Annotated in this window: 6 protein-coding genes; all 6 read right to left on the reverse strand. The window is 52.0% G+C overall.

What is annotated here, in order from left to right; genetic code table 11:
- Positions 1 to 146 precede the first annotated feature (146 nt).
- The gene (gene potE, locus QZR21_RS06280) at positions 147 to 1,490 is read right to left on the reverse strand and encodes a putrescine-ornithine antiporter (protein ID WP_296095781.1); all 1,344 of its coding nucleotides are present in this window, start codon (positions 1,488 to 1,490) and stop codon (positions 147 to 149) included.
- An 890-nt stretch (positions 1,491 to 2,380) separates the two neighbouring features.
- Complete coding sequence (locus QZR21_RS06285) at positions 2,381 to 4,036, reverse strand: iron ABC transporter permease (RefSeq protein WP_296095779.1); 1,656 nt, start codon at positions 4,034 to 4,036, stop codon at positions 2,381 to 2,383.
- Positions 4,037 to 4,048: 12 nt separating this feature from the next.
- A complete protein-coding gene (locus QZR21_RS06290) occupies positions 4,049 to 5,068 on the reverse strand; it encodes an ABC transporter substrate-binding protein (protein WP_296095778.1) in 1,020 nt (339 codons plus the stop codon).
- A gap of 10 nt (positions 5,069 to 5,078) precedes the next feature.
- Entirely contained in the window at positions 5,079 to 6,035 is a 957-nt protein-coding gene (locus QZR21_RS06295) for an ABC transporter ATP-binding protein (protein ID WP_296095776.1), read from the reverse strand.
- 94 nt (positions 6,036 to 6,129) lie between these two features.
- A complete protein-coding gene (locus tag QZR21_RS06300; protein ID WP_296095773.1) occupies positions 6,130 to 7,440 on the reverse strand; it encodes an S-layer homology domain-containing protein in 1,311 nt (436 codons plus the stop codon).
- A gap of 635 nt (positions 7,441 to 8,075) precedes the next feature.
- Positions 8,076 to 8,939: an EamA family transporter gene (locus QZR21_RS06305; RefSeq protein ID WP_296095784.1), complete on the reverse strand. Its 864-nt coding sequence runs from the start codon at positions 8,937 to 8,939 to the stop codon at positions 8,076 to 8,078.
- Positions 8,940 to 9,395: the final 456 nt, after the last annotated feature.

Consider the following 9,395-nt stretch of genomic DNA (forward strand, 5'->3'; position numbering starts at 1 on the left):
CCGCTAGAAGCTAGAAGCCCCGTGCGAGTGACTCTACCCGTCAACACCGGATACCAACAGCTCGCAATACTGAAATAGTCATCAGTCCGGTTCATCAGCCCATAAAAAAACTCCCCGGAAACGGATTCCGGGGAGTTTTTCATTTCTTATTTCTTATCAATAGGCGGGTAGGTAGAAACCCGGGGAGAGGGAGCATAGCGGAGCTTGGAGGAGACGATGGCGTAAATCACCAGTCCCATGGCAGCTACGAAAGCACCTTCCATAATGACGGTCCAGCCGCATCCATAAACGGCGTAGCAGCTGTAGACACCGCCTACAATGGCTGCCATATTGGCAAGCCGGGCTTTATCGTGGCTGATACCTTCCGCTTTCTGCAGGTCTGCCACCGAAGCCATGGCCAGGAGGTAAGGAATCAGGTTAATCATGACAGCCAGGTTGATGAGTACATTGAACTGCTTCAGCAGGGTAGGACTCATGGTGGAAAGGGTCATGACGATCTGGATGGCTACCAGGGTACCAATGGCTACGTAGGGAGAACGGAAACGGTTTACCTTGGACAGGAATTTCGGGAACAGGCCGATGGAGGAAGCTTCGCGAGCTACTTCGGACACGGTGAACTGCCATGCGGTAAGGGATACGAAGCAGGAGCATACGAGCATGCAGGAAACGATGTATCCTGCTTTGTCACCGAACATGGTAGCATAGGCGAGACCGAAGGGGGCACCGGAGTTCATGAGTTCCTGGTAAGGAACAAGGCCGCCGATAATGGCAGTGGATGTGGTATAGCAGGCACCGGCCAGGAGTGTTCCGGCCAGGACGGCAATGGGCACATTCTTTTCCGGATTTTCCACGGTGTCGGAGTTGGCACAGGCCGTTTCCAGTCCCAGGAAAGCCCAGATAATGACGGCAATAGAATCTTTCATGGTTTCATAGAAAGGCAAGTTTCCGGGGTTCCATGCTTCTTTGTAAATATTGGTATCGAAGAAGAAGAAACCGAAGAGGAGAAGGCCGATAACAGGAGCCACGACGCAGAACACGCCGAGGGAGCTGAATTTACCGAATTTCTTTGGGCCCACGAGGCTGATGGTGGCTGCCACGAGAAGAACGGAAATGGTGGCCATGCAGACTTCCACCGGAGTAAGGGTGAGGCCGAATACGTAGGTCGCGTAGCTGACTACACCGCTGGCAATGGCTGCATTCGCAATAATGAGCGAAATGGTGTAGCAGAAGTTGGACAGGAAATTACCGGCCCTGCCGAAACGGTATTCTGCGTAGCCGCCCATACCGCCTACTTTGCTGGTATGCATGCCGCAGCGGGCAAAGGCATAGGCCAGGATGGTGGCGCCGATGGAGGCAAGAATCCACGCAAAAATTGAAATTGTTCCGATTTCCGCCAGTGTGGCCGGAAGAAGAATAATGCCGGAACCCATCATATTGATGGCGGTGACTGTTGTGAGCTGTACCACTCCCATTTTTTTGCTTTTAGACAAGGTTGTTCCCTTCTTTCTTGATCCAAATCGCATGACATACTGCGATGGGGGAAAAATATTGTCCCGGTTTAACCGGATCGGCAGGCTTTGAATTTCTTCAAGGCATGCATGAACCCCATTTGCTTTCAATAAAGGTGAAAGAAACAGGGCATAAAGAAAACCATCCGTTATTTTCTAACGGTTCGCTGCTCAACTGCACACGGGGCAGGGCGCGATGAATTTTTATTTACTGCAATATACCATAAATGAAAACAGATGACAAGACTTTTTCCAAAAGAAAATTGTAAAATTTTTTCATCGAAGTACCATGGACTTTTGAGAACTTTGAAGGAAAACAGAGGAAAAATGTAAAAAATGGGAGCCATCATGGATTGGCATGGATTGGAATGATAAATCAAAATGTATTGTGATAATTCATGGGAAGAAATGGCAAAACCCCGGAGCGCCCATACCATGGCGCTTCCGGGGTTTGCCCCTGAATTTCGGATGTGAATAAAATGTATAAATAAACACATATACAGTAAAAATATGCAAAAATGTAAAAGAACGGTAAAAACGGTTTGACCCCGTACCACCCCAAATGGGCCGAGAAAGTCCCAAATTCCCCCAAATGGCAAAATTTTTCGTGAAAATTGAGAAAATGGAAGAATAAATGAGAATAATATATTTTCTTGCGGTTCTTAGAGAATAATTTTATAGCCCTTTCGAGAGGCACCTCTGGTGGCGGGAATACTGCCAATTGCAGTTTGCCGAGCTGTTAGGGCGATGCTTACGGGTAGAGTCATTCGTGCGGGGACTTCTAGCCGCTAGTAGCTAGAAGCTCCATGCCAATGACTCTATCCATCAGCACCTCTCCAACAGCTCGTCAAACCGCAATTTGACGAGCTCTTTTACTTCAGGTTCCTTGTCAGCAGCTTCACTCCGGCCAGGGAGAGGGTGGTGAGGAGGATGCAGAGCACTGCCATGGACATGCCCAGGGACACGCTGCCCTGCTCGAATTCTCTCATAATATAGGTGGAAATCACCAGCGTATCCGGTGGGGCGATGAGACTGGGGGCCACCAGTTCCCGGATAGCAATGATGAATGTCATCATCCAGCCTGCCGCCATGCCCCGGGCGATGAGGGGACAGGTGATGTGACGGAAAATGTAGTACCGGGACCCGCCGAATACCCGCCCCGCTTCCAGAAGGCTTTCGCTGAGCTGGGTGGAGGCAGAGGTTACATATTGTACGGTATAGGGCAGGAAAAGAGCGGTGTACGTAATGACCATGATGCCCATGGTATTGTACAGGGGCAGGATGTCATAGATGTCATTCCAGAAGAGCATGAGGCCGATGACCAGCACGATGCCCGGAAGCATTTCCGGCAGGAGGCTCATGGCTTCCAGCACTTTCCCGAATCTGGAGCGGCCGGCACGGATGGAAAGAACGATGACCGTACCCAGGATGGCGCAGATGGTGGCGGACAGGAGGCCCAGGAGGAAACTGTTTCCTATGGCCGGGAGGGCGGTTTCACTGTCGGTGAAAAGTTCCACGTAATGGTGGAAGGTAAAGTTTCCCGCTGCCAGACCAAAGCCCCGGAGCCGGATGAGGGAAGTGGAAATGACGGAAAAATAGGGAATGCCAATAGATATTACCAGAATAAGGCCGATATAGAGGATGGCCAGTACTTTTCCCGGAGAAGAGAGCCTGTGTATCCTCATCCGGCTTCCTTTGCCGCTGATGAGGTTGTAGCTGTGGTGAACGGTGATATAATTCTGAACCAGCCACAATACCATGCAGATGGTGACAAGTACCGATGCCAGCACCGCCGCTTTCCCAAAGTCAATGGGAGCGACGGCGGCATAGCGGTGAATATCCGTGGTGAATACATCAAAACCGATGCGCCGTCCCAGGGTATAGGGAGTGCCGTATTCCGAAAGGGTTTTCACGAACACCAGCAGGGCCCCTATGACGTAGTTCCCTGTGAGGAGGGGAAAGAATATCTTCCTGAGCCGCCTCCCATAGCCGGCACCGGAGATGGCGGCAGCCTCTTCCAGGGAGGAAGGGATGTGGAGCATGGCGTTTTTCATGAGAACCATCATGAAGGGGAATATATGAAGGCTCATGACCAGTACCAGCCCCCCGAATGTGAAGAACAGGGGGATCCCATTCGGAAAGGCAGGGACCATCTGGGAGAAGAGTCCCCGTTTCTGCATGAAGAGAATCCACCCCATGGACGCGATGTAGGGGGGCGTCATGAAGGGGATAAGAAATAGAAGGTCGAAAATCTTGTGCTGCCCCAGCTGGGTCCTGGAAAAGAGGTAGGCCAGGGGGATGGAAATGAGGGATGACAGGATGACCACCGCCAGCCCCAGGAGAAGGGAATTCCGGATCATCCTGGCATTCTGGGGTTCCGACAGGGCAGCGGCGGCAAAGGAAAAGTCCAGGTGATCATTGATGATGAGGGCTTTGACAAATACCGTGGCCAGGGGAGCAATGACCAGAAAGACAAGACAGGCGCCAAGGAGCAGAAGAGGAAGGGAAATGTGTTTCCGTCCGTTCATAGAAGGACCTCTTTATTTTCCGCAGAGTGCGTTGAGTTTGGCGGCCGTGTCGGAAGCGATAGCCATCATTTTATCCCATTCCGGTTTGATCTGGGGAATCTTGGAGAGCGGGGTGCCCTTGGCTTCGATGTCACTCCGTCCCGGAATCAGGTAGGCATCGGCCACCAGCTGCTGGGCTTCATCGGACAGCAGGTAGTCCATGAACTGTTTTGCATTTTCTTCATGAGGTGCATTTTTCATGATCATAGCGGGCCGGGGATTGACGATGGTACCGCTCTTCGGATAGTAAATGGCCAGGGGTTCCCCTTTCTTGATGGCGGTGTAGGCATTGTAGTCCACGCCGGCCACGAGAATCCCCTTTTCACCGGTGGTCACCGCTTCTACGGCTGCTTTATTGGCGCCGGGCACGGTCATGCCGTTCTTTGCCATGCCTTCCAGGGCATCCCAGCCATATTTATTGACATAGCCTGCCAGGAAATCTTTGCAGGCCCCCGATTTCTGGGGATCCGGAATGGCCAGGTTGTCCTTGTAGGCGGGGTCTGCGAGTTCGCTCCAGTCTGCATGGAGTTCCGGATATACATTTTTGTTGTAAATGACGCCGACCGCCGAAGCGCTGTAGCCCCAGAGCTCATTGTCCTTATCCACGAAATCCTTGACCATCTTATCGGCGCCCTTCGGCTGGTAGGGAACCAGTACGTTTTTCCCTTTCAGGGACAGGCCATCGGACCAGGAGGCAAGGATCACCACATCGGCGGCCTGGTTATTTTTCTCTGCTTCCAGGCGAGCCAGGATTTCTCCGGTGGTTCCCTGGAAGACTTCTACTTTTATGCCGGTCTTTTTCTCAAATCCCTTGGCCAGCTTCTGGGAGAGGCCGGCGGGGGAAGGCATGTAGACAGTTACTTTCTTATCGCCTCCCGCTGCAGCACTGGAAGCGGCTTTGGAAGCGCCGCCGGTCTTTGTACCGCAGGCGGAAATGCTGAGGGCCAGGCAGCAGGCAGCTGCAAGAATGGCAAGTTTCTTTATATTTGTCATGATTTTCTCCTTATTTAATGGTAATGATATCTTTGTCACTGACATAGAGGCTCATGAGTGTGTTTTGGGTAATGGGCCGGGGGGACCAGTAAATCCATTTCTCGTTTCCGTGGGTGAGAGACAGTTCATAGCAGTGGCCAAGGAAGCGGACCGCATCGACTCGGGCCGTAAATGGGCGGCATCCGTCTCGGGGCGTAGTATGGGCCTTTTCCGGACGGAACAGGTGATTTTTGTCGATCCAGTTGGAAGAGCCAATGAAATGGGCAATAAAGGAAGTGGCCGGATGGAAATAGAGGCATTCCGGCACTCCCTGCTGTTCTACCCGCCCTTCATGGATAACGGCAATTTCATCACTCATGCTCATGGCTTCTTCCTGGTCATGGGTGACGAAGACAGCCGTAATGCCGAGACGGGCGACGAGATTTCGTATTTCACTCCTCATGCGGATGCGGAGAAGCGCATCCAGGGCAGAGAGGGGTTCATCGAAAAGGATGCAGTCCGGATGGGGCGCAATGGCCCTGGCCAGGGCCACCCGCTGCTGCTGGCCTCCAGAGAGTTCGTGGGGATACCGGTTCTCCAATCCATCGAGCTTCACGGCCCGGAGGGCTTCCTCCGTATCGTCTTCCAGTTGGTCCGTCTTACCGGTGGCTTTCAGGCCAAAGGATACATTCTCTTTCACCGTCATGTGGGGCCACAGGGCGAAATCCTGGAATACGTAGGAAAGTCCCCGCTTTTCCGGCGGCACAAAAATGTGGCGGTTATCTGAGAAAACGCAGGTATTTCCAAGGGTAATCTCGCCCTTATCCGGCGTTTCCAGACCGGAAATCATGCGGAGCAGCGTGGTTTTCCCGCAGCCCGACGGCCCTAAAAGAGTGGTAAAGCTGTGGTCCCTGATGACCATGGATATATCGTGGATCACCGGTTTTCCATTGAATTGTTTGCTGATATTCTGTAAGGTAATCTGCATAGAATATTTTCAAAAAAACAGCAGTGCCGCAGAAACCGGAAGTCTTCACAGGCTCCCGGCTGCTGCGGTCCTTTTGCTGCTTTTTCAGTTCTCCTTAGAAGTTATAGTTCAGGGAGAGGGTCCAGCCGTCATCGGGATCCTCACCGTGCTTTGCTTTGCCTGCAAAGGCATATTCTCCGTGGAGGTACACATTCTTCAGGAGAGCCACATCTCCTTCCAGGTTCCAGAACCGGAGGTTGTCAGCCTGGTACTTGCTGCTCTTTTTCTCCGCCTTGCTTCCGAAGGAGTCAGCCAGGTTGTTCAGGTAGTTTGTCTGGAGGATGGTGCCGCCGAAATATACTTCCCGGTCCACGTCGAAGTAAGCCAGGGACAGGTCGAAGGAGCCCGGATGCTTCTTATTCAGCTTCCCGTAGGAAAGGCCGGCATTCCAGCCGGTGTCATAGTCGGTCTTTGCATTGGTATTCTTATAGTAATCGCCGAAGAGGCTCCATTTTTCAGCAAAGGGGATATCGATGCCGCCGCCGATGATGGAAGGATTGTCAATGCCGTCTGTCTTACTCTGGAATTTCAGGTAGTCCACATTGGCCTTGAAAGCTTTGGATTTATATCCTGCCGCAGCGGCAAAGAAGTCGGCCCCCTCTATTGGAGATTTGCCTTTCACTTCATTCCAGCCGCCATTGAACTGGCCATATTTGACAGCCGCATCCCACCCATCCTTTGCATAGGAGAGCTGGGCACCGTCATAGCCGATGGCCTTTCCGTAGAGCCAGCCTTTCTGGTTTCCGATAACAATGGGCTGGCGGCCCAGGCGGACCTGGAAATCGCCGAATTTATGATTGACAAATAACTGGTCCATGGAAGTCTGGCCATCATCGCTTTTGCCATCCTTGAAGTACATGTTGGTCAGGAACCGGCCTTTCACGTAGGTGTCTTTATTGACTTTCCCCTTTACATTGAGGCGGATACGGCCATCCCATACATCACCCTTTTTGGCGCCGGTCTTCGAATCCATGGTGGCATCGCTTAAATACCGCATACGGGCATCGCCGGACCAGTAAATGTTACCCACTTTCTTTTCCAGGTTGGACACCCGGACCCCGAGGTTTGCAAGTTCATCGGCGTATTCACCGGCCAGCTTGTCGAGGGTAGCTTTCTGGTCTGCATTCAGCTGGTCTTCCTTAGCCATGAGGCGGGCGATAATCTGGGCCAGTTCGTAGCGGGTCATATTCCGTTCCCCTTTGAATGTACCATCGGGGTAACCTTCGACGACACCCTGGCTGGAAAGATCGGATACCGCCTGGTAAGCCCAGTCATCGGGGCTTACATCGGAAAACGGATTGGCAGCCATGGCGGATGCGCCGCAGGCAATCAGAAATGCAGCAGAAAGTAAAGTCAGCTTTTTCATGAGTATCTCCTTTGAAAAAAATGAGGGGCCCAGGGCCGGGAATCAGTAACGGACAGGATGAATAATGTTATAAAATAATTTATCCTGTCAAACATTGTCTTTACTATAGCATCGGTCTTGTGAAATGTGAAATTTTATCTGATTTTATCGAGTAAAATAGAGGTAATACCCATGTAAAGCAGAAAGGGGAAATTCGTAAATGCTGTGTAAAATATCCAAACAGTTATTGCAATTTGTTGGAGGTAATAGAGAATGGTGCGTGCCATTCTGCAGAACCGGTAATTTATGTCATTATTTTGTAAGGATTAAGTTATGATATAAAATATATTAATACCCAGTTATTATATTTTCCTTTTAGAAGGCACTGACAATTTCAGTTTGCCCCGCTGTTGGTATTCGGTGTTGACGGGTAGAGTCACTCGCACGGAGCTTCTAGCTGCTAGCTTCTAGCTGTTAGCTGCTAGGAAAGCTGATTCGCCTGCGGCGCTTTCCACTCGACGTTTCCGCCAGTCATTCGTGCCGTAGGCTGTCGAGCTTTCCTGGAAGCTGGAGGCTAGTAGCTAGAAGCCCCGCACGAATGACTCTATCCATCAGCACCGAATACCAACAGCTCGTCAAACCGCAACAGGCTCTGTTCACTTCGACACATTTCCTACCACGATTCCTCCTAAAATACAGGCGATGCCGGCCCACTGGAGGGGGGATGCCGATTCCCCCAGTACCAGGAGCGCCATGACCAGGGCCACCGGAAGCTCGGAGGCCACGAGGATACTGCCCAGCCCCGGGCCGATGTGGGGCATGCCCCAGGACAGGAGGAATGGCGGCAGGGCGACGCCAAAGAGCCCGAGAAGGAGCCCAAATGGCAGGAGAGCGGGCCAGATGGCAGGGGTAAGGATAAATACCGGCGGCAGGACGATAAATGTAAGTATCGTATCTCCTGTGGCCATGAGGGCCCCCTTCAGGGCCGGAGGAATCCCTTCTCCCAGAAGGGAGCTGGCCGTAATGACAGCCGTATAAGAGAGGGCAGCCAGAAGGCCCCAGACCATGCCGGAGGAGAGAGAAAGAGGCTGATTTCCTTCAAGGAAACCGGCCGCCAGGAATGTACCGGTAAGGCAGAGGATAATGGACAGGCATTTCAGGGGGCTTGGGAAACGGCGGGAAATGAATGCTTCCACTACGGACCCCATCCATATGGACTGGAACAGGAAGACCACCGCCAGGGAGGCGGAGAGGGTCTCCAATGAGCGATAATAAAAGATCGTGGTGAGGGCCATGGGAATTCCGACGGCCAGGAGAGAAAGCACATGGAAGGGAGTGAGAGTCTTTTTCCTGGTAAAGAAAACGCCGGCCCAGAGGAAAAACATGCCGAAGAGGCACTGCACCCCGCTCACGTCGGTGAGATCCAGACCGGCGGCATAGGCGATTTTTACAAAGGTGGACAGGATCCCATAGCAGGCACCGGCTGCAAAGACAATACAAGCATAAATTCCCTTCGGCACAATTGCATTCCTCCCAAAAGAAAAGCACAGTACCTGTAAAGTACTGTGCGGCGAAAACAGAAAGTTCTGAAAAAATCCACAACCGAAACGGTTTTATATCATTTACTGTATCATAAAAGAAGAATGGGTGCAAGAAATGGCAATGGTGGAAATGGAAGCTCCACAAATTGCGGTGAGCTGTTGGAGCGAAGCTTACGGATAGAGTCATTCGTGCGGGGCTTCTAGCTGCTAGCCTCTAGCTTTCAGGAAAGCTCGACAGCCTGCGGCACTTCCTTCAATTTCCATCAGCTAACCTCAGCCCTGTGGGCAGCGTCGGGCTACCAAAAGGAAGGCGCCTCATGCAGAGTCATTTTCACGTTTTAGGGTTAGAGTCGTTAGGAGTCCAACTGCGGCAGAGCCGTTGTCCGTCAGCCTCCTTCCTCGGGAAGGAGGTGGCGCCGTAGGCGACGGAGGTTA

The organism is uncultured Dialister sp. (assembly GCF_900541605.1).
GTDB lineage: Bacteria > Bacillota > Negativicutes > Veillonellales > Dialisteraceae > Dialister.